General features: G+C 51.0%; 16 protein-coding genes. 2 read left to right on the top strand and 14 right to left on the bottom strand.

Going from position 1 to position 18,581, the window contains the following annotated elements:
• Positions 1-104: 104 nt before the first annotated feature.
• The 6 genes from M1L66_RS09095 to M1L66_RS09070 all read right to left on the bottom strand — a co-directional run bounded on the left by M1L66_RS09095 (position 105) and on the right by M1L66_RS09070 (position 7,684).
• Positions 105-1,454 (bottom strand): amidohydrolase, encoded by a 1,350-nt coding sequence (locus M1L66_RS09095; protein ID WP_434692386.1) that lies wholly within the window; start codon positions 1,452-1,454, stop codon positions 105-107.
• Positions 1,451-3,370 carry an adenine deaminase C-terminal domain-containing protein gene (locus M1L66_RS09090; protein WP_434692383.1) on the bottom strand — a complete coding sequence of 640 codons (1,920 nt, stop codon included), beginning with the start codon at positions 3,368-3,370 and terminating at the stop codon, positions 1,451-1,453. Before M1L66_RS09090 ends, M1L66_RS09095 begins: the two co-directional genes overlap by 4 nt.
• A gap of 368 nt (positions 3,371-3,738) precedes the next feature.
• The gene (locus M1L66_RS09085) at positions 3,739-4,794 is read right to left on the bottom strand and encodes an ABC transporter substrate-binding protein (protein WP_434692381.1); all 1,056 of its coding nucleotides are present in this window, start codon (positions 4,792-4,794) and stop codon (positions 3,739-3,741) included.
• A 160-nt stretch (positions 4,795-4,954) separates the two neighbouring features.
• Entirely contained in the window at positions 4,955-6,028 is a 1,074-nt protein-coding gene (locus M1L66_RS09080) for an ABC transporter ATP-binding protein (protein ID WP_187022735.1), read from the bottom strand.
• A gap of 47 nt (positions 6,029-6,075) precedes the next feature.
• Entirely contained in the window at positions 6,076-6,858 is a 783-nt protein-coding gene (locus tag M1L66_RS09075; protein WP_434692378.1) for an ABC transporter permease, read from the bottom strand.
• The gene (locus tag M1L66_RS09070; protein WP_002600806.1) at positions 6,851-7,684 is read right to left on the bottom strand and encodes an ABC transporter permease; all 834 of its coding nucleotides are present in this window, start codon (positions 7,682-7,684) and stop codon (positions 6,851-6,853) included. The genes M1L66_RS09075 and M1L66_RS09070 overlap by 8 nt, the downstream gene beginning before the upstream one ends.
• A 169-nt stretch (positions 7,685-7,853) precedes the next feature.
• Between M1L66_RS09070 and M1L66_RS09065 the strand changes: the two genes are divergently transcribed.
• Positions 7,854-8,786, top strand: coding sequence for a LysR family transcriptional regulator (locus M1L66_RS09065; RefSeq protein ID WP_156834920.1), 933 nt, complete (start codon positions 7,854-7,856; stop codon positions 8,784-8,786).
• A gap of 473 nt (positions 8,787-9,259) precedes the next feature.
• Positions 9,260-10,177 (top strand): ketopantoate reductase family protein, encoded by a 918-nt coding sequence (locus M1L66_RS09060; RefSeq protein WP_025530092.1) that lies wholly within the window; start codon positions 9,260-9,262, stop codon positions 10,175-10,177.
• An 82-nt stretch (positions 10,178-10,259) separates the two neighbouring features.
• Here M1L66_RS09060 and larE read toward each other — a convergent pair whose 3' ends face one another.
• From larE to M1L66_RS09020, 8 genes are all read right to left on the bottom strand, one after another.
• Complete coding sequence (gene larE, locus M1L66_RS09055; protein WP_434692373.1) at positions 10,260-11,081, bottom strand: ATP-dependent sacrificial sulfur transferase LarE; 822 nt, start codon at positions 11,079-11,081, stop codon at positions 10,260-10,262.
• 30 nt (positions 11,082-11,111) lie between these two features.
• The gene (gene larC, locus M1L66_RS09050) at positions 11,112-12,419 is read right to left on the bottom strand and encodes a nickel pincer cofactor biosynthesis protein LarC (RefSeq protein ID WP_434692370.1); all 1,308 of its coding nucleotides are present in this window, start codon (positions 12,417-12,419) and stop codon (positions 11,112-11,114) included.
• Positions 12,420-13,163 (bottom strand): nickel pincer cofactor biosynthesis protein LarB, encoded by a 744-nt coding sequence (gene larB, locus M1L66_RS09045; protein WP_117631558.1) that lies wholly within the window; start codon positions 13,161-13,163, stop codon positions 12,420-12,422.
• Positions 13,164-13,242: 79 nt separating this feature from the next.
• Complete coding sequence (locus M1L66_RS09040) at positions 13,243-13,842, bottom strand: ABC transporter ATP-binding protein (protein WP_187022740.1); 600 nt, start codon at positions 13,840-13,842, stop codon at positions 13,243-13,245.
• A complete protein-coding gene (locus M1L66_RS09035; protein ID WP_434692365.1) occupies positions 13,805-14,788 on the bottom strand; it encodes an ATP-binding cassette domain-containing protein in 984 nt (327 codons plus the stop codon). Before M1L66_RS09035 ends, M1L66_RS09040 begins: the two co-directional genes overlap by 38 nt.
• Positions 14,789-14,871: 83 nt before the next feature.
• Positions 14,872-15,687: an ABC transporter permease gene (locus M1L66_RS09030; RefSeq protein WP_025530090.1), complete on the bottom strand. Its 816-nt coding sequence runs from the start codon at positions 15,685-15,687 to the stop codon at positions 14,872-14,874.
• Positions 15,684-16,664 carry an ABC transporter permease gene (locus tag M1L66_RS09025; protein ID WP_187022912.1) on the bottom strand — a complete coding sequence of 327 codons (981 nt, stop codon included), beginning with the start codon at positions 16,662-16,664 and terminating at the stop codon, positions 15,684-15,686. The genes M1L66_RS09030 and M1L66_RS09025 overlap by 4 nt, the downstream gene beginning before the upstream one ends.
• Positions 16,665-16,746: 82 nt before the next feature.
• Complete coding sequence (locus tag M1L66_RS09020; protein WP_434692363.1) at positions 16,747-18,426, bottom strand: ABC transporter substrate-binding protein; 1,680 nt, start codon at positions 18,424-18,426, stop codon at positions 16,747-16,749.
• Positions 18,427-18,581: the final 155 nt, after the last annotated feature.

Here is an 18,581-nt window from a genome sequence, read left to right as displayed (position 1 = left end):
TCCACCGCTTGATGGGATATGCCGGACCGAAGCCTGCATCTGACGCCATTATAGAAACAGAAAGCCCTTTCGTCAAGCGAACTTGAGGAAGCTTAACGACATCTTTACAGAGAAAACAGTACTTCCTCCGCAAACGCAGTCTTCGCCATCTTTCCTGCCAGTTCTCCTCGTAAAACCTCCACGCTCTTTTCAGCCAGCTTCCCATCCTTTACAACGCACGTCCCTTCCACAAACACCATGTCCACATTGGAGGGGCCGGCGCTGTAGACCAGAGCCGAATAAGGATCGTAGATGGGGAACATATTGGCGGAGCGGGTCTCCACCAGAACCAGATCCGCCCGCTTTCCCACTTCAATGGAGCCGATCTTCTGTTCCATATGAAGGGCCTTCGCGCCCCCGGCCGTAACCATCTCCACCACCTGCCATGCCGGAAATGCGCTCCGGTTCCTCGTCTCATTCTTATGGAAGTTGGCAAACAGCTTCATCTGCGTAAAAAGGTCCAGCGTATTGCCGCTGGCCGGCCCATCGGTGCCGAGCCCCACACAAATCCCCAGTTCCCGCATACGGCTGACCGGAGCGACCCCCTTGGCCGCCTTCGTGTTGGAACCGATACAGTGAGCTACCGAGGCCCCCCTCTTTGCAAACAGCCGCAAATCCGCTTCCGTCATCTGGATGCAGTGTGCAGCCAGCGTATGTTTTCCCAGGACTCCCAGGGAATCCAGATATCCCGCCGGAGTCTGTTCAGAAGTCTCCCGGAAATAATCCATCTCATAATCCATTTCCGCCGTATGAAGGCTGAAGGGAGCCCCAAACGCATCGTCCAGCTTCCACGCCGCCTTAAGGAGGTCGGCAGAGCAGGTAGTCGTCCCATGCGGCGCCACACAGGCGGAAATCCTGGGATGGCCCTTGTACTTCTTCATGAGGCTCTCCCCATAGGAAAGCGCCTCATACGGGTCTTTAAAATCACAAGCTTCCTCTTCCATTATGGTTTCTCCCGCAATACCACGAATCCCCATCTCATCCATGGCACGTGCAGCCTCCGCCTCGAAATAATACATATCAAAAACTGTGGTGACCCCGGCCAGCAGCATTTCCGCCGCAGCATATTTCGTGGAAAGATAGACCAGCTCCGCATCCATGGCCCTCTGTTCCATAGGCAGCAGAAATACTCTCAGACGGTCCTTGCAGTCGTCGCCCAGACCCCGAAACGGTATCATCCCCATATGCGCATGAAGGTTTACCATACCCGGCATGAGGATTCCGCCCTTCCCGTCGATCAGACGGAGACTTTCCCCTGTTTCATCGTCCGTTTCCTCCGCAATCAACATATCCAGCATATCCATCGTTCCAACCGCGGTGATCTCCCCGCCTTTCCATGCGGCAAACCCGTGTTGTATCACTTCACGCGTTTCATTCATCGTCACCACGGTTACATTCTTAATAATTGTACTCACTGTTCCACTACCTTTTCTTCCTGTATCTGAAATGCTTCTACCAGAGGAATTTTTCTCTGGCTCTTTACATCGAACATACCCTGATCGCTTAGCTTGAGTTCCGGAGACACCAGAAGAGACAGTGTGGAAATGGACATAATGACATTATTGTTCACATAACCCATTCGCTCGATCTCTCCCCTCACAGCCCTGATCTCTTCCGCCAGCTCCGGAAGGCTCTTATCGGATATAATTCCGCCCACCGGCAGTTCTGCCGCCGCTGTCACTCTGCCGCCACTCGCCGTCACATAGCCGCCCTGCATATGCACCACCTCATTCTGTGCCAGAACCATATCTTCCACAGAATTCCCCAGCACCAGCAGATTATGGCTGTCATGGGACCACGTAGTCGCCACGGCCCCTTTCTGCTCCAGCGCGTGTTCCACGAATCCCCACGAGACATTTCCATTTTTTCCATATCTCTCAAAAACAGCAGCCAGGCACAGCCCCGCCTCCTGCCAGCAAAGGTTTCCGTCCTGTACAGGAATCTCTCTCTGAACATGCTTCGCCCTGGTTCCAAAGGTCTGGATCTGCATCACATTCACCACAGCGGTTCCAGACAGTTTTTGTGCCTCACTCCCGCTTGGCTTCCCGAACAAAGCCTCTTCCCCGCAATCATTCCGACACTCTTCCTTTCGGCACTCTTCCTTCTGGTACTCTTCCTTCCAGAAATCATCAACTGGCAATATAAAATCCGATGCCAGAGCCAGCCTGCACTTCACCGAACTGTAAAAATGGTCAGGAAACCTTTTTTTCAGACTGTTTTCCAGGCCCTCCGCCGCCGCGTCCACACAGCGCTTTCCGTCTTTAAAAACCGCTTCCGGCACAAAGCTTTCCAGGTCGGGAAGAACGACGAAATCCGCCTTCTTCCCCGGCGCGATGATTCCCCTGTCGTCGAGATGCATTCTCCTGGCCGGGGTAAATGTAGCCAGATAAATTGCTTTCTCTGCCGGCATCCCCTTCGCCACCGCCAGCCTGACAATCCGGTTCAAGTGTCCTTCCATCAACCGGTCAGGCATCGTGTCATCGGTTACCAGTGCAATATTTTCATAGAGCTGCTTCCGTTTTACCACTTCCACGACTTCCTCTTTTAAAGATTTCTCCTGCAATTCCAGAAACATCCCCATATCTGTCTTCTCCAGGACCGATTCCGCCGTCTGTTCCGTATGATCCGCATCCACGCCCGCTCTGATAAACGCCGCTAAATCTCCGCCTGACAGCCCCGGACAATGCCCTTCAATTCTGACTTTTCTGCCGCATTCCCCGCAGACTTCCAGAAATCTTTTACTCTTTGTATCCCCTTCCGACACCAGATCTTTAAAGTTCATCACTTCCCCGAGACAAACCACCCGCTCATCCCGCAGAAGCTCCCGAAGTTCCTTTTCTCCAAACTCCGCCCCTGATGTCTCCATCTCTGTTCTGGTAGCCGGAACACTGGACGGAATACCATAAAAAATATCCAGCTCCGTCTCCTGTTCCATAAAACTTAATATCCCTTCGAGTCCAAACACATTGGCAATCTCATGGGGATCCGCCACCACAGTTGTGACTCCAAACGGCACCACGGCCCGCGAAAATTCCTCCGGATACGTCATCGAGCTTTCCACATGCATATGAATGTCCACCAACCCGGGAATCACGAACTTTCCGGTCCCATCAAAGACCGACTCCGCTTCCCATTCCCCGCGCCGTGCTCCTACCCGCTGCTCCGAATCTCCCACAAAATCAGAAACAGGAGAAACGTCAAAAAACTTTCCTCCTGTCACTGCAATATCCATCCGTTCAAAGCACTGCCTGAAAGTCCGATAAACCCAGGCATTTTCTATCACCAGATCCACTTTCACAACCACAACACCTCCGTCATTCCCGTTAGCCAAAGTTCTCCAATTATCCCGTTTTTACTCCTCAGCCCACTTTTTACTTTCCTTCTCTCTGTTTATCCGGCTTTCTTACAGCCTCATCATCTTTCCAATCCTTTTTCTCATCAGTATCTCCGCCGCCCGCCATCTCCCACAGCTCCCCTTCGTTCACAAATTTCTATTGCCGCCTGCCCCAGCGGACTTTTCACAACCTCGCCGGAAAGCGGGCGTGGGAGAAGCGGTACCCCTGCGGAGGTACTTCTCCAGACTTAGACACATCCCCCGCAGGAGCTTAGCCCGTGCCCTGCCCGCGTCTCCCGCGCCCGCTTTCCTCAATCCACTTTGCAAAGTCCGCGTCCCTTCGCCATCATCCCAAAATTTCTGAACTAAGAATTAATAATCCGATTCCACTGATCAATCCACTCTCCCAGTATGGGATTCACAAACGAATAATCAATCACCTTCGCGTTCTCCGCCGCATCGCCATACGTCATATTTGCGGACTCTTCCTCTGTAAATGCCACCTGGTTATTTGTAGGCGCCTCATTCAGTGCTTTTCCTGTCTTGGTCTGAAGCTCCTGGCTCAGTCTGTAATTGATGTACTCATAAGCCAGTTCCTTATTTTTCGAGTTCTTCGTTATACTGATCGTATTAAAGTTCGCGTATGTCACATCAGGAGTCACGTAGACGAGGCTCTGATCCGCCGCCTGAATCGTCGGCACGCCGAAATCACCAACAATGGCCGCAGAGATTTCTCCGGAGGTAAACATATTAATCAGGTCCGAAGACTTCGCATACGTCTTGACGATATTCGGTTTCAGTTCCTTAAGCGCTTCAAAGGCCGCGGCTCCCTGATCTGCTGTCACGTCCGCCCCTTTGTAATCACTCGCCATATACACCATGGCCGGTCCAAAGGTTGTAGTGATATCCGGAATGGCAATCCGTCCCTCGAGTCTCGCATCCCAAAGGTCATCAAAACTCTTAATCTCAAATCCCACATCCTCCGGATTGTACATGATACCGATGCTGTTGATGGTATAAGCGACGCCCTGTCCCGCTTCCGCCATCTTCTTCGCAGCACTGATCAAATACTTGCTGTTTTCAATTTTACTTAAGTCGATCGGCTCGAATAAGCCTTCCTCGATTCCCTTCGCTGTCATGGCCTGAGACAGCTCGATCACATCAATGACTGTTTCCGAGTCTGCCGACAATTTTGTATAACGTTCATTGGTGCTTCCTGTCTCCGTTACAATTTTGCAGCCAAATTCGTCCTCGAACGGCTTATAGACTTCCTCCTCGGATATATCCTCGCTGAGTCCATAAGTGGAAAGAATCAGTTTCTTCGTACCCTCGTCATTTTTTCCGCCCTCTGCAGAATTCGAGCTTCCACAACCGGTCAGCGCCAGCGCTGCGCAAAGAGACAATGCAATGATTTTCTTCATAATAATAGTACCTCACTTTTCTCAATTATTTATTTACTGTAACAGTTCAGACGGCGGGAAAATTGGCGCAGGAAGCAGCGTCAAGCTCGCTTGTAAGCAGCTTTATGCCCCAATTTTCACATCGGATAAATATCCGATGCTTCTTGACCGGATTTTTCGATCAAGAAGATGAGCCGTCTGAATTGTTACCGTTTACTAAAATCAGTTTTTCTTCCGGCAGGTACAGGCGAACCACCTGGCCCTCTTCATACGATTCATCCGCTGTTCTGTTCACCAGAAATTTTCCGGCTGCGGTATTAACCTCATACTGATAGCTCTTCCCCAAAAAGGTGCGCACTCCCACAGTTCCTGCCAGCACATTTACGGTCCTGTCTTCTGTATCCACCAGAATATCTTCCGGTCTGATCGTTCCGATAACCGTTTCTTCGGACGGAACCGTACCATGAGCCGTCTTCACGGAAAATGCCTCCCCGCCGTCTGTCCGGTAAATATCCCCGCCCTTATGAAGCGTAAGGAAATTCTCAAAACCGATAAACCTGGCCACAAACTCCGTCTCCGGCCTGCTGTAAATGTGCTCCGGTGTGTCATACTGTTCGATCACACCGCGGTTCATAACAGCCACCTTATCTGAGATGGAGAAGCACTCCTCCTGGTCATGGGTGACGAACAGAGTGGTGATTCCCAACTGCTTCTGAATCCGTTTGATCTCCATTCTCATATTGATGCGCAGCTTGGCATCTAAGTTGCTGAGCGGCTCATCGAGCAGCAAAAGCTTTGGCTCGATCACCAGCGCCCTGGCAAGAGCGACTCTCTGCCGCTGTCCGCCGGACATCTGCTGCGGAAAACGGTTCGCGAATTCCGTAAGTCCGCACACTTCAAGGATGTTCTTCACCTTTTTGTCCATTTCCGCCTTGTCCAGCTTCCTGATTTTCAAACCAAACGCAACATTATCATAGACTGACAAATGAGGAAACAGCGCATAACTCTGAAATACGATACCGAAATTTCTCTTATGCACCGGCACCTTTGTTAAATCCGCTCCATCCAGAGAGAAGATTCCGCCCTGCGGTTCAATAAATCCAGCCACCACCCGGAGCGTCGTCGTCTTGCCGCAGCCACTGGGGCCTAAGAGAGATACCAGCTCACCCTCCTCTACCTCCAGATTCAGTCCCTTTAAAACCTGTTTTTTCTTATCATAACAGACATCAATATCCTTAAGTGTCATAAATGCCATCGTTTTTTCCTCCTCATTATAAGCACTCCGCGTGCCCCGCTTTCCTGCTATTTTGTCAGCGCAGCGATTCCCAGCGTCTTATCTACAATTACCATAATGATGACCGTGGCCGCCATTAAAAGCACAGATACCGCCGATACGGTCGGGTCATAATTATATTCGATATAATTCATCAGGGTTGCCGGGAACGTGGATACCCCCGGACCGGAAAGAAACATGGATACCGGAATATTATTGAAGGAATTGATAAACGCAAGCATAAAGGCCGCAGAAATTCCCGACGTGATATTCGGAAGCACCACCTTGAAAAATGCGGAAATCTTGCCGCAGCCCAGGCTCCACGCTGCTTCCTCCACCGAGAAATCAAACTGGTCCAGACTCGATCCTACCACCCGGATCACATATGGAAGCGTCACCATGAAATGGCCTGCCAGAAGTCCCGCATACACCGGAATTCTCAACGACAGCACAAGAAACTGGTAAAGCACAAAACCGATGACAATACCCGGAACAATGGTAGGCGACAGGAACACCGATTTTAAGATCCCTTTTCCCTTCATCCCGGATCTGGCCAGCGCGTAGGCCGCCGGAATTCCCACCAGAAGAGCGATAAAGGTAGCCAGAAACGCAATCTCCAGGCTCGTTAAAAACGATTTCCGGAAGGATTTCAGAGAGAAGACATTGAGAAACCATTTCGTGGAAAATGACTCAATCGGAAAGGTTATGGCATTTCCCCCGCCAAACGCCGTCACGGTGATGATGATGAGCGGTATAATCAGAAATGCAAATACCAGCACCGCAAAAATCGTGAGCAGTTTATTCTTACGCATGGCTTCCTCCTCTTCTGTCCAGCCTGTTTGCCAGAGCGTTAAATCCTTTGATGACAATCAACGTCACAATAATCATAATCAGGGATATGACCGCCGCTCCATTCCAGTCACCCACAGTCATGGCGCGCTGGTAAATAAAGGTCGACAGCACCATATTTTTATTGCCGCCCAGCAGCTGCGGTGTAGTATAGGCTGTCAGCGTTCCGGTAAACACGAGGATACCGCCCACAATAATTCCCGGAAGGCTCATGGGGAAAACAACCTTCAGAAACGCGGTAAACCGGTTGGCACCCAGGCTCTGAGCGGCTTCCATCATATCGTCCCCAATGTTCTCCATGACACCAGCCACCGTAACGATCATCAATGGAAGGAATAAGTAAACAGAACCGATGATAATGGCGAAATCGGTATATAATAATTTCACCGGTTTATCCGCAAATCCCGCGGCCATCAGAAATCGGTTCATAATCCCATTGCTTCCCAGGATATTGATCCATGCGAAGCTTCGGATGACAGAATTTGTCATCATCGGGAAAATGGAAACTGCAAGAAGGATTCCCCGCCATTTTCTGCCGCACCGGCTGATAAAATACGCGGTCGGAACACCTGCCGCCATACATGCCGCCGTCGTAATAACCGCCACCTTCACGGTCCTTGCGAATATCTTTAGATAATACTCGTCCAGGAAAAAGTCCACGTAAGAGCTTAACGGATACTCACCGGCAAAGAGCGTGGGGACCAGAACCTTCAAAAGCGGAAGAAACAGACACACCACCAGGATGACAAGTCCGGGCACCACCATAACAAATGCACTACTTTTCTTCATCTCGACCTCTCCAAATTCATTTTTATTTATTAGTTTAGTTAATCCAACGATGTACATTTATTATAAAATGTGATATACTGTACGTCAAATACATATAATCTATAATTTTTATGCAGTAAAGCTATAATCCCCCGTTGATCCATTTTCTTTCACCCAGGAGGAGTCCGCCATGGAATTAAAAGAAGCCCGCTACATTCTCGCCATCGCCCGCCACAAGAGCATCAGCAAGGCGGCCGAGGCCCTGTTCATCTCCCAGCCTTCCTTAAGTAAATATTTAAAAAATTTAGAGCAGCAGCTTGGAACCCGCCTGTTCGACCGGATTGGAAACGGCTACTTCCCTACCTATGTGGGCGAGCGCTATCTCCATTACGCGGAAAAAATCGTGGAATACGGCCTGGAATGGGATACAGAGCTTGATGATATTATGCACCAAAACCACGGCCGTTTAAACATTGCGATTCCGATCATGCTTGGCAACAGCATAATCGGCCCCACTCTGCCGCGTTTTCACAAACAATTTCCCCACGTAACGGTAAATATGATGGAAGAAGTCAATTTCGTCGCGGAGCACACCCTTAACGACCATACCGTGGATTTAACCTTCTATAATGTTCACGAATATCCCAGGGATTTAGATTATCAGATTCTTGGAAAGGAAGAGATGGTCCTGGTACTCTCCGCTTCCAGCCCCGCGGCCTCAAAGGCTGTGGAGAGAGAAGGCTTCAAATACCCATGGCTGGATTTACGGCTGCTTGCGGAAGAAGACTTCATCCTCCTCTATCCCGACCAGAATACCGGAGGCATTGCCCTGAAACTGTTTTCCGAATATGGAATGGAACCTCATATCCTGATGCACACCCGCAACAGCGAGATGTCCATCCGCCTGGCCATGGAAGGCATGGGCGCGGCCTTCGCACCAGAGAGCTATTACCATTATTTAAAGAAACAGTCCAGTTCTCCCTGTGCATGCTTTTCTATAGGAAATGAAAAAATCGAAAACACCCTGATCGCTGCTTATCAGAAAAACCGGTATCTGCCCCAGTATGCGAGGGTTTACCTGGATATGATACTGGAGTATTGTAAGGGAAATATTGTAAGATAAAAAGAGAGAGTGATTTGTCGAAAATCAAAAGGGGCTGCAATAAAAACTGCCATTGATTTTACCTTGTTTTTATATTAAAATAACTTTGTATAATTGTGCAACGGTCAGAGGATAGTCTGATGGTTTCCTTCGGAAATATGCGAAGGAGGATATGTGGTATGAATACACTTGAAGTGTTGACACTGGCGCTGGTTATCTTCACAGCACTGGCCTACATAGATAATCGTCAGAATAGAAAATAGCTATCCTCTATAGCCAGTAGAGGATAGCTTGTAACTATAAATTACTCAGTTATCCGAAGTTTTGATCATCAGACAACTCAAATCTTTTGATCACTTCTAAGTACATTATACCCGAGGTACTTGTATTTTACAAGTACCTTTTTGGATTTTATCCATATTTTTACCGTTTCTGTTTTACTTATGATACCTCCAGTGGTATGATAAATAAAATCGCTGTAAGGGAGGCAAATCATGAAAGAAATACAGACCACCGCCATCGTCGGCATGGGCGCGCTAGGCTTATTATACGGTAATCAGATAGCAGCAGAGCTCGGGACATCTGCCGTCCGTTTCATTGCAGACAAAGACCGGATTAAAAAATACAGAGAAATGAATTTTACTGTCAACGGGGAGCGCCGTTCCTTTCCGGTTGAGGACTGTGAAACGGCTGCCCCTGCTGATTTTATAATCGTTGCAGTCAAATACAACGCGCTTCCCGCTGCTTTGGATACCATGAAACACTGTGTAGGGCCGGATACCACCATCATCTCTGTCATGAATGGGATCAGCAGCGAGCAGATAATCGGAGAACGATACGGTCACGAAAAAGTACTCTACTCCATCGCCCAGGGCATGGATGCCATGAAATTCGGAGCCGCCCTGACCTACACAAAATTCGGTGAACTGAGAATTGGTGTCCGGACACCGGACCAGGCTGACCGCTTAAAAGCCATGACTGACTTCCTGGACAGGGCAAAGATCGCCTATGTGGCTGAAGACGATATCCTGCACCGCCTGTGGGGGAAATTCATGCTGAATGTCGGTGTAAACCAGACATGCATGGCGTACGAAACCACCTACTCCGGCACCCTGACGCCAGGCGAAGCACACGATACCATGGTAGGCGCCATGCGTGAGGTCATTGCCCTTGCTAAAGCGGAGCATGTCAATCTGACAGAACAGGATTTAGAGGATTACATCAGACTGCTGGAGACACTTTCCCCCGACGGCATGCCGTCCATGCGGCAGGATGGGATTTCGCACCGCCCATCGGAGGTGGAAATGTTTGCCGGAACCGTAGGCCGTATGGCTAAAAAACATGGCCTCTCTACACCTGTCAACGACCGGCTGTATGAAAGAATTAAAGAAATGGAAGCGCAGTACTCCTGATGTTTGTAAAAAATGAAGCAATAAGACCGTGTATCCCGGCTGGTATTGATTGGCCAGCAGATACACGGTCTTTTGACTTACATTACTTTTCGATTTTTAAATCCATACTTCCAGACCGAAAGCCCTCCAGATCCAGAGTGATATATACAAATCCCAGTTCCTTTAGGCCTCTGATTATCTCATCCTTTATTTCCAGTACCCTTAAGAAGGCATTGCCGTCTACCTCAATCCGCACAATGTCACCGTGAAGACGCAGACGTACATTGCCGTCAATCTGTGCTCTCAAGCGTGCCTCACCTTGCGCAATTCTTTCCAGCACCCCATAATCAATATCCGTATCATAAGGTAATCTGGTTGCCATACACGGTGTAGACGGCCGGGAAGCCACAGAGATTCCATATTCTGCCGCCAGCTCCTTTACCTCCGCCTTCGTCATATGCAGTTCGGCCAGCGGGCTGATAATCTCCAGTTCCTTTAAGGCCTGGATTCCTGGGCGGTAAACGTGCAGATCGTCTTCATTCGTCCCGTCAAGGATAATCCGGACACCCCTCTGTACTGCAAAATCCCTGAGTCCCTGAAACAAATGGCGTTTACACAGATAACAGCGGTTTACCGGATTATGGCGGATTTCCTCCTGTTCCAGTTCATCTACCGTAATAACCTCATGAATTCCGCCCAGCTCCTTCGCCACACGGCTCGCAATCTCTAAATCACAGGAAGGATGAAGCCTGCTGTCGAAGGTCACCGCGTAGACTTTTGTCCCATTTTCCCTGGCCGCATCCGACGCCGCCTTTAAAAGGAGGCTTGAATCCACACCACCGGAAAATGCAAGGCAGATGTCTTCTTTTCCATACTGCGCCATTGCGCTTTCCAGCTGTCTTTTCTTTTCTTCTGTCCGTGTCATTGTAATCTCCCGTCTTTCCTGTCAATTTGCTTACTGTCGGCAGAACAAATCTTCTGCAGCTTTTCTGATCTCGCAGTATACACTTTGGAAATCCGCGCCTGTCTCTCTGCAGATGGCACGCACACTCTCATATTCCGGATAACAGAACGTTTTCTCGTTTCTGGTACAGATTTTGACCAAGGCATTACCAAACCGGGTCTCGACTTCCGCCTTCCTTCTCTCCAAAATAGTTCTGGAAACCGGGTAGCGGCGTACACCGATTGTCGTCGTATGTACAAAGATCAGATCTTCCATCTTTTCGATGTCATTTTCCATGCAGAGTGTGGAGAGCAGATAGGCCGGCCGGTTTTTCTTCATGTAAATGGGCGTATCCCACACATCCAGCGCTCCTGCGGCGAACAGTTCTTCCATCACAAATCCCAGCATCTCACCGCTGCAGTCGTCTACATTGGTCTCCAGCACCCAGGCCTGGTCATTCTCCTCTTCATTCGTCTCAAGAAGCATGGCGCGCAGTACATTGGCATGATCGAAATCCTTTTTACCAGCCCCCATGCCAGTCTTTACGATTCTGCAGGAAGCAGGCAGTTTTTCTCTCGTCCGGACCGCCGCCGCGATGGCTGCTCCCGTAGGCGTCACCATCTCCCCCTCCTGATCCGTCAGCCGCAGTGCAAGGCCGTGAGCCGCTGCTATATTAGCCGTAGCAGGCACCGGTACCGGTATCACTCCGTGCTGACACCGGATCTGGCCATGTCCCTCCGCCAGCGGAGATACCACTACGTCCTTCACCCCCAGGTTGTCGAGGCAGACTGCCACACTGATGATATCGACGATAGAATCAATTGCCCCCACCTCATGGAAATGGACTTCATCGATGGGAAGGCCATGCGCTTTCGCTTCCGCCTCCGCCACAATAAGAAACATGTTCCTGGCCAGTTCCTTTACTTCTTCCTTGGAATCCAGGCGCTCAATAATCCTGTAAATATCCGAAAGATTCCGGTGGATGTGTGAATGGGAATGTCCATGGCTGTGAGAGTGCGTATGCTCATGATCATGGGAATGGCCTTCCCCGTGCTCGTGCTCATGATCATGCCCATGGCTCTCTCCACACTCATGGTCATGCCCATGTTCATGCCCCTCTTCCTCCAAATGCACATCAAAATCATACGCATCCAGCCCGCATTTCACCGCCCTGCCAAAATGGAGGTGGTATCCCTCCACTCCCAGGCTGCCGAGTGCCCGCTCCAGAACTTCTCTGTCGGCGCCAAGATCCAGAAGCGCTCCGACCGTCATATCTCCGCTAATTCCCGAATTACATTCCAAATACAGTATTTTCCCCATTTATTTCACCGCCAGTCTGTTTATTTGTGTTGCCAGATAACCTGCGCCGTATCCATTATCGATATTTACCACGGAAATCCCGTTCGCGCAGGAATTCAGCATGGTCAGGAGGGCTGAAACTCCGTGGAAGCTGGCACCGTAACCGACTGATGTCGGAACCGCAATCACAGGGCAGTCCACCAGACCGGCCACTACCGTTCCCAGAGCCCCCTCCATTCCGGCCACCGCAATGATGCAGTTTGCCTTCATGAGTCGATCCCTCTGTGACAACAGGCGGTGGATTCCCGCCACGCCCACATCATAGATCCGGTCCACCGCGCAGCCAAAATATTCCGCCGTCTGGGCTGCTTCCTCCGCCACTGGAATATCCGCGGTCCCACCGGTACACACCGCCACACAGCCCGTTCTTTCCTTATCCTTTTTCTCCACCTTCAGAATTCTGGACACCGCATCGTACTCGATCTCCGGTACCACCTCTTTCACCAGAAGAAACTGTTCCGCAGACGCCCGCGTTCCCAGGACCTCACCGTCCCGCTCATAAAACCGCTTCATAATCTCCACCAGATACGGATCCGGCTTTCCCTGACAGAACACGGTCTCTCCAAACCCGGAACGCAGCTTCCTGTGATGATCCAGTTTGGCATATCCCAGATCCTCATAGGGAAGATCCTTTAAAAGTGCCTCTGCCTCTGCCACATCCATCACTCCACTGCTCACACGTTCCAACACCTTTTTTACATCCATCGCAATTGTATCCTTTCTCCTTTTATCGTTTCCGCTGTGCAGCATTATTCTAGTGCCGCCGCCCCAGTGCCGCCCGGCACTACAGTCTCAGTATTTTCGTACAGATCCGTTCCAGCAGCGCATCCGAATGACTCACCGCCAGAAGGCCGATTTCTCTGTTTTTCACTTCCTCCAGAAGGAAATTCCACAGCTGGCTCTGGGTAATCAAATCCAGCATCGTGCTGATCTCATCCGCCAGAAGGAACCGCGTTCTCTGTCCCAGCGCCCTGGCAATGCAGAAACGCTGGAGCTCACCGCCTGACAACTCCGAAGGGTACCGGTTAAGCCAGTCCGGCTCAATTCCCAGACCGTCCATGATCCTCTGTTCCACCTGGTCCCCCTCTTTTAAAACCTCTCCCATCTTCCACCTGGGATTGACCGACAGCTCCGGATGCTGCCATATCATCTGCACCGGGCAGTATCCCTTCCAGTCTGAAAGCGGCTTTCCATCCAAAAGCACTTCACCGCTGTCCGGCTTCTCATATCCCGCCAAAATCTTGCAGAATGTCGTTTTTCCGAACCCGCTGGGTGCAATGAGCCCCAGGCGATCCGTGCTTATAAGCGTCATACTCAAATTGTTTAAAATCTGTCTGTTTCCGTTGTCATATCGAAAAGAGAGCGCTCTCGCCTCCAGCTTCATATCTTCCGTTCCCTCCTTCCGCGGCTTTCCGGCATCTCACCATGCCTCCGCGAAGACTCGTATATTCCACCTCTTTGCCGCAGCTTCCATCTGCCAGTTCACACCGGGACGCATACGGACATCCGGACAAAAATTCCTTTCCGTAAGGCTGACTGCCCGAAACCGGGACGAAGCCGTGCTGCGGCATAGCGCGGAACAATGCCTTCGTATAGGGATGGCGAAGTCTTTCTTCCTCCTCAAAATCAGAAACATAAGCCTCCTCCACATTGGTTCCCGCATAGAAGACAACAATCCGGTCAGCCGCCTCTAAAGCCAGTTCCAGATCGTGGGTGATCAGGAGGACTCCCGCCCCCTCATCTGCAATCTCCCGAAAATGAGAAAGCACCCGTTTGGCCGCTTCCATATGAAGTCCCGGCGTAGGCTCGTCTGCAATGACCAGTCTCGGTTTTTCCATCACCGCCGTGGAAATCAGCACACGCCTCGTCATGCCCCCGGATAGTTCAAACGGATACAGTTCCTCCGTCTCCTTTCCAAGTCCATAGCGTGCCAGAACCTCTCTGCATTTCCTTCTGGTTTCCGAATCCTTTTTGCCTTTCCTCACAGATGCCCCCGCCTTCATGAGCGGATCCAGATAGGAAACACTCTGAGGGACAAGAACGATCTCCCTGCCGCGCAGGGCTCTTATTCTCTTCCCCGTCAGCTCCATCCCATCATAATCAATGCGGCCTCCGGTCACGGCGTTATACGGAAGGATTCCCAGCACGGCGTGGGCCAGGAGGCTCTTGCCCGAACCGCTGGAGCCCACCACCGCCACCATTTCCCCTTCCTTCACCGTAAGACTCAGATCATGAATCGCGGGAAATTCTATCTGGCGAAAGCCTTTCTCATACTGGGTGAATTTCACCGATAAATGTTCCACGGACAGAACTGTTTTTCTCTCTTCCATCGAACCTCTTCCATCCTTTCAATTTATTCCCGCGGGAATCAGGTGGGCGCGCTTACGGGTCCATCTGACTCTCGCGGGATATCTCACTGATGTGCGTGTGCCGGATCCAAAAGCTGGCTGATGGTGCTTCCCATAAAATGAAACAGCAGCACCACAAAGACCAGAAACAATCCCGGGAAAAGGGCGAGCCACCATTTTCCCATGGCGAGATATTTCATGCTTTCCGACAAAATGACACCGATGGCCGGCTGTTCCGGCGACAGTCCAAAGCCCAGAAATGTGATGCTGGCTTCGTGCAGGATCGCATGGGGAAACATCAGAACCAGCCCAACGAACAGCTGCGGAATCAGATGAGGCGTCATATGTTTAAGCGCAATGGTAAGCTTTCCCTGTCCCAGTTTTTCCGCTATCTTTATGTACTGGCTCTGCTTCAGCTGCAGAACCTCTCCGCGGATCAGGCGTGCAAGGGAAGTCCAGTGCGTCAGCGCAATTCCGGTCACAACACCCCAAAATCCCTTTCCCAGTGCAAAGGAGATGAGCACCAGCAAAAGGATATGAGGAATTCCCATGACCAGATCGATTAGCCCAATGATCAGGCCATCCGCGATTTTCCCCATGGTCGCGGCCAGAATTCCCATGAGAAATGCAATCACCGCGCTGATAGCCGCCGTCAAAAGCCCGATCCGGATGCTCATGGAAAGTCCCGTTATGGTACGGACAAACATGTCTCTCCCCATCCAGTCCGTTCCAAATGGATAAGAGAGACAGGGCGCCAGATTCTTTCTGGAAAAATCCGTCACCATGGCAGCCTCCGAAAGGAGCTGTCCTGCCACCGTAATAGCCGCCAGCATCAGAATCGACAGGCCCGCGAGAAGAATCATCATCTTCCTTCTGTTCATGCCTTTGCCCTCCTTCTGATTCTTGGGTCCACGACGCCGTAAAGCACATTGGCGGTGAAATTCCCTGCAAATACAATCGCCGCGCTGATCACGGTAATTCCCAGAAGCAGCGGAACATCTCCGCCCAGTCCGGCCGTCACAGCCGCCTGTCCGATTCCCGGATAAGAGAATACCTGCTCTACCAGAACAGAGCCTCCGAAAATTTCACTGATCGAGGCAAACTGCAAAGTCATGGCAGGCAGTATGATATTGCGGAGACCGTGACGCAGAATAATCTGCCCTTCGGACTCGCCTCTTGCCTTTGCAAACAGCACGTAATCGCTTTCCATGGCCTCGGCCATCTTCTCCCTTGTATGCAGTATGATGTTAGACAGCCCGGTAATGGAAAGCGTCAAAGCCGGCAGAATACCATGAGCGATTCTGTCGGAAACAGTAACTCCGGCGGCCTCCACTCCGATCGGTACACTTAAGCCGATCGGAAGCACCTTCAGCCATACAGCGAAGATCATGAGCAGAACCAGCGCCAGCCAGAATGCCGGCGTGCTGGCGGTCACCAGCGCGTACCCGGTTATAACCTTATCCGCCGTCTTTCCGCGGTTCGCTCCCGCCACCACTCCGAGCAGCAATCCTGCCGCACCGGATATCAGCCAGGCAGTTCCCATGAGCCATAAGGAATCCTTCAGCTTCACTGAGATCACATGGGACACCGGCTGGCGGTAAAGCAGTGAAGTCCCCATGTCGCCCCGGAAGAAATCCTTGGCCCAGGAGACAAACCGCTCCACCGGCGGGGTATTCATCCCCCAGTATTCCTCCAGCTTCGCAATCTGTTCCTGGCTCATGGATCCCAGCGCAGTCTGCCCTACATTCGTCTTAAGCGGATCAAGAGGAGACGCCGACACCAGGAAAAAGGCCGCTGCACTCACCAACAGCAGAAGTACTGCCATCCGTATTAAATTTTTAAGAATAAACCATGGCATGCTTTTTTCCAATGCCGTACGCCTCCTGAATTTCCTTTTACTTTTATTTTCTTTTACTCTTATTTTCTTTTACTCTTACTGCTTACTTCCAGCTCCACTGATCCACGTTATTTACAATAGACCATCCGTGACCGTGAGGATGCAGTTTCTGCTGTGCCACAGCCAGATCAGATTTCGCCCAGTAAAGGTGGTCAATATTGACGAGCCAGATCCACGGAATATCGCCCTGTTCCGTAATACCGGTCTCTCCGTCCCACTGCGCTTTCTTCCACAGCTCATAAGACTCCTCGAGGCTGCTGCTTGCCAGTGCTTCATCCATATAGCGGTCCACGGATTCATTGCTGTATGGAGAGTATTCCGCCAGCCCTGTGTCCTTCATGGTGTGGTAAATATTATAAAGCTCCATCGGCGTATGTGCTCCCCAGCCCCACATCAGCGGTTCTGCCTGCGCACGGTCATAGGCGGTATCCCAGCCCACGCCTTCAGTCTTCACGTCGATGCCGATCTCCTTCAGCTGGTTTGCCGTATCTGCGGCAAGAGCCTGTCTCACAGAATCCCCGGCCGGATACATCAGTGTAAAGCCAGCCTTTTTGCCGTCCTTTTCCCTGATTCCGTCATTTCCTTCTGTCCATCCGGCTTCCTCTAAGAGCGCCTTCGCGCCTTCCGCGTCATACTTTGTTTCTGCCGCGTTATTGTACCACGGCATCTTGTCGCAGACACTGTAGGCCGGGCTTCCGTAACCGCTCAACACATTTTCAATCATTTCGTCTCTGTTGATGGCGATATTGATGGCCCGTCTCACACGCACATCTGCGGTAAAATCGTTACCAATGGGATTTCCGTTACCATCGCTGCCTCCCGCTGCTATGGCCGGAAGATTGAAGCCGCGGTTGTCCACTGTCTCGAAGGAAAGCAGATCATAGCCGGAAATGGTCTGATCTGAATAAGAAGCTGCCGTATAGGCAAGATCCACCTGTCCGGACTGCACCGCCGCAAATGCCGCGTCCTCTTCCATAAACAGCACAGTCACCTTTTTCATCTTCGGCGCTTCCCCGTAATAGTCGGGATTTGCCTCAAATATCACCTGCTGTCCTCTGTCCCACTGCTTCATAATGTAGCGGCCGGAACCGATCGGGTGCTCTCCGTAATCAGCGCCATACGCGTGCTCCGGAACGATTCCCACGATTGCCATGGTATACGGCCAGATCGAATAGGCCCGTTTCATATGAAAAACCACGGTCATGTCGTCCACCGCCTGGACGGAGTCCAGCATGGTAAAATCATTGACTGAGCTCGTACTCTTCAGCGTATTATATGTAAATGCCACATCCTTCGCAGTCAGCTTCTCTCCGTCGGTAAAGGAGACGCCATCCCGAATCTTCACGGTCCAGGTTAATCCGTCATCGCTGACGCTCATATCTGTAGCAAGGTCGTAACCAATCTTTAAATCCGCTGTCGTCACGGTCAGCGTGCTTTGAATCAGCGGCTCATGCACGTGTTCTCCCGCGCCCCATCCATAGGCCGGGTCAAATCCCGCCTCCGGCTCCGAGCTGGGCCCCATCACCACGATTACGCTGTCTTTACCCGCGCCTGTTCCTTCAGTCGTACTCTCTGTACCGCCCGCCGCACTCTGCTCCGTGCGCTCTTCCTTTCCTTCCGTCCCCGTTGCTTCCTGACTCTTACCGGCACTGCATCCAGTGATCACAATCGCTGCCGCAGCCAATAAAACCGCCGTTTTCAGTTTCCATCCTCTTTTTTTCATCTATCTTTCCCTTCCTGTTTTCTGCCGGCAAAGGTTCATAAATATAACAGACTAAGTATAACAGGAGATGCAGCAGCGGTTTTAGATACGGCGTAAGGCCTTTTGTGCAGACGTTTTCGCGTACTATCCTAAAGGAATGATCTGCAAAATAAAAA

The organism is Hungatella sp. SB206 (genome assembly GCF_051132295.1).
Lineage (GTDB): Bacteria > Bacillota > Clostridia > Lachnospirales > Lachnospiraceae > Hungatella > Hungatella effluvii.
This window is presented reverse-complemented; position numbering and strand designations above follow the sequence as displayed.

Excerpts from the sequence above, each read along its gene's own strand:
- M1L66_RS09025 (WP_187022912.1), bottom strand. The coding sequence starts at position 16,664 with ATGCCATGGTTTATTCTTAAAAATTTAATACGGATGGCAGTACTTCTG.
- M1L66_RS09065 (WP_156834920.1), top strand. The coding sequence starts at position 7,854 with ATGGAATTAAAAGAAGCCCGCTACATTCTCGCCATCGCCCGCCACAAG.
- larE (WP_434692373.1), bottom strand. The coding sequence starts at position 11,081 with ATGACACGGACAGAAGAAAAGAAAAGACAGCTGGAAAGCGCAATGGCG.
- M1L66_RS09060 (WP_025530092.1), top strand. The coding sequence starts at position 9,260 with ATGAAAGAAATACAGACCACCGCCATCGTCGGCATGGGCGCGCTAGGC.
- M1L66_RS09040 (WP_187022740.1), bottom strand. The coding sequence starts at position 13,842 with ATGAAGCTGGAGGCGAGAGCGCTCTCTTTTCGATATGACAACGGAAAC.
- M1L66_RS09035 (WP_434692365.1), bottom strand. The coding sequence starts at position 14,788 with ATGGAAGAGAGAAAAACAGTTCTGTCCGTGGAACATTTATCGGTGAAA.
- larC (WP_434692370.1), bottom strand. The coding sequence starts at position 12,419 with ATGGGGAAAATACTGTATTTGGAATGTAATTCGGGAATTAGCGGAGAT.
- M1L66_RS09020 (WP_434692363.1), bottom strand. The coding sequence starts at position 18,426 with ATGAAAAAAAGAGGATGGAAACTGAAAACGGCGGTTTTATTGGCTGCG.
- M1L66_RS09080 (WP_187022735.1), bottom strand. The coding sequence starts at position 6,028 with ATGGCATTTATGACACTTAAGGATATTGATGTCTGTTATGATAAGAAA.
- larB (WP_117631558.1), bottom strand. The coding sequence starts at position 13,163 with ATGGATGTAAAAAAGGTGTTGGAACGTGTGAGCAGTGGAGTGATGGAT.
- M1L66_RS09070 (WP_002600806.1), bottom strand. The coding sequence starts at position 7,684 with ATGAAGAAAAGTAGTGCATTTGTTATGGTGGTGCCCGGACTTGTCATC.
- M1L66_RS09030 (WP_025530090.1), bottom strand. The coding sequence starts at position 15,687 with ATGAACAGAAGGAAGATGATGATTCTTCTCGCGGGCCTGTCGATTCTG.
- M1L66_RS09085 (WP_434692381.1), bottom strand. The coding sequence starts at position 4,794 with ATGAAGAAAATCATTGCATTGTCTCTTTGCGCAGCGCTGGCGCTGACC.
- M1L66_RS09075 (WP_434692378.1), bottom strand. The coding sequence starts at position 6,858 with ATGCGTAAGAATAAACTGCTCACGATTTTTGCGGTGCTGGTATTTGCA.